Source organism: Mycobacterium sp. TH-M82 (assembly GCF_057473605.1).
Genome location: NZ_JBYCKY010000819.1, coordinates 1 through 2,188 on the forward strand (window position 1 = coordinate 1; position 2,188 = coordinate 2,188).

Here is a 2,188-nt window from a genome sequence, read left to right on the forward strand (position 1 = left end):
CACTCGCGGTCCAGGCCGTCTCGCGCCGTTAGCTCAGTTGGTAGAGCAGCTGACTCTTAATCAGCGGGTCCGGGGTTCGAAACCCTGACGGCGCACCGTCGTTGCAGGTGGCCACGCCGCCGCACGCGACAACCATGACCTAAAATCCGGTGAAAACGATCAAGTCTCAACCACAGGAAGAGCAGACTTTGGCCACCACGGCCCCATCCATACCCGGGTCGGCCAAATCGGTTGGTACAGGCCGTTCGCCGATCGAGCTGGTCACCGTCGGGCGTGGGGGCCAGCGTTGAGCGACGTGGTGCTGGTGCACGGCAGCACCCAGTCGGCGGCCGGGTTCTGGCGGCTGACCGAGGCCGAAGAGCGTCGCCGCCTTGCCTCAATCGGCGCCAAATGATTGACATAACTCCATAGATATGGACTAGAGTGTTAAGCATCGCACTGTGTACTGATGCCTAAGGGGGGGTCCTAATAATGCCCATCGAACATCTCGCAACAGGGGGTTGATCACCGATGACTCATTCACTCGCGATAACAACGCGTCACCGCGGCAGAACAAGAACAAGGTCTTACACCGCCGGTGGACCCGTCCGGGTCGCTATCGGCAGCGTCTGGCGCTCACGCAGAAACGGCCGCACGATAGAGGTGGTCGGTGGAGCGTCAGCACGCGGCAGCGAACCACATTTCGCGGCGCGCAGCCTTGACAGCGGTCAGACGCGCCGTATCGGCTGGACTACGCTGCACCGCGATTATCAACCCCGGTAATCCCGGTAGCCCGGCAGATCGCCCGAGCAGTCATAGCCCGCCGCCGCCCGGTTGGTGCCGGCGGATGGATGTGGCCGCGGCGCGTCAGCGGTTCCTGATCTTGCGGACCAGCAGCACCACACCGAGTGCCCCCAGTCCCGCAAGCGAGATCGCTACCGCGGGATTCTTGACGAAGCCGATCACCCCGGCTTTGACGCGGTCGGCGAGGTGGCGGGGGTTGGCCCGGTCGGCGAGGATGTCCACCGTTGACGCCAGCTGTTCGCGCGCCTGGTCGATGTCTTTCTTGATGGTGTCGGGATCCCGCTCCGCCACTTTCGTCCTCCCTGCCGGCCCGATACTGCTCTGCTCGAACTACCCTAAGGCAGCCGATACCGGCCCCGACAAGCCGGCGAGCAGAAAGGAAGTTTTTCGTTGACCGACACCGCACGCCTGACGCCCGGCGACACCGCTCCCGCCTTCCGCCTACCCGACGCCGACGGCAACCCGGTGTCGCTGGCCGACTACCGCGGCCGCCGGGTCGTCGTCTACTTCTATCCGGCGGCGATGACGCCCGGATGTACTAAAGAGGCCTGTGATTTCCGGGACAACCTGCGCGACCTCGACGCCGCCGGGTTTGACGTCGTCGGCATCTCCCCCGATCCACCGGCCAAGCTCGCCAAATTCCGGGACGCCGAACGGTTGACGTTTCCACTACTGTCGGATCCGGACCGCACAGTGCTGACGGCCTGGGGCGCCTACGGGGAGAAGAAGATGTACGGCAAAACCGTGCAGGGCGTGATCCGGTCCACGTTCGTCGTCGACGAGTTGGGCAAGATCGCGGTTGCGCAATACAACGTCCGTGCCACCGGCCACGTCGCCAAGCTGCGCCGGGATCTGTCGGTATAGCCGCGTTTGCCGCCACTGTGCACGTGCACAGCCGATACGCTGGCGTCGGCTAACCAATCGCACCCGCTTGACCCTGGACTGGCTCGCTTTCGCACATTCACGCCATAAGCCAGCAAGCCCAACAGCAGCGCCTCGGTGGTCGATGCCGATCACGGTCACCGCCGGCTCAGCCCACAACCGCTGCGACACCGAACCCGAACCGATCTCGCGCACCCCGTCCAGCAGACCGGATTCCGCGCGGACCCGCTCCGGCGGATAAGCGATTGCCGCAGCCGTGTTTTCGTGCAGTCCCGCCACCGCAACGTTGCCGTCGTCATCGTGCAGGCTGGCCTCATGATGGGAGTACAGCAGCACCGTCGGCGCACCGCTGGCGAACTCTCCCACCAACTCGTTGCACCAGATCGCTTATAGGGCTGAAGATATCGAGCTCAAATGGTTACCGCGCCGAGTTCTAGATGTGACGATGGTCAATCACTGTTGCTGACATTGGTTGAGTGTCGTTGGCACACCGCAAACAGCTGAGGAGTTTGGGATGCCGGCA

2 protein-coding genes, 1 tRNA gene and 1 pseudogene are annotated in these 2,188 nt (G+C 63.6%); 2 read left to right on the plus strand and 2 right to left on the minus strand.

Features of this window, described 5'->3' with window-relative positions; translation table 11 throughout:
- Positions 1-22 precede the first annotated feature (22 nt).
- Positions 23-95 (plus strand) — tRNA-Lys (locus tag AC2VON_RS24030).
- Between the two features lie 751 nt (positions 96-846).
- Here the strand turns inward: AC2VON_RS24030 and AC2VON_RS24035 are convergent.
- Entirely contained in the window at positions 847-1,074 is a 228-nt protein-coding gene (locus AC2VON_RS24035; RefSeq protein WP_486955079.1) for a DUF3618 domain-containing protein, read from the minus strand.
- Positions 1,075-1,173: 99 nt separating this feature from the next.
- Here AC2VON_RS24035 and bcp point away from each other — a divergent pair, with 99 nt between their 5' ends.
- Complete coding sequence (gene bcp / locus AC2VON_RS24040; protein ID WP_486955080.1) at positions 1,174-1,647, plus strand: thioredoxin-dependent thiol peroxidase; 474 nt, start codon at positions 1,174-1,176, stop codon at positions 1,645-1,647.
- Between the two features lie 123 nt (positions 1,648-1,770).
- Here bcp and AC2VON_RS24045 read toward each other — a convergent pair.
- Positions 1,771-1,977 (minus strand): annotated as a pseudogene (locus tag AC2VON_RS24045) (dipeptidase); the annotation flags it as partial.
- Between the last annotated feature and the right edge of the window lie 211 nt (positions 1,978-2,188).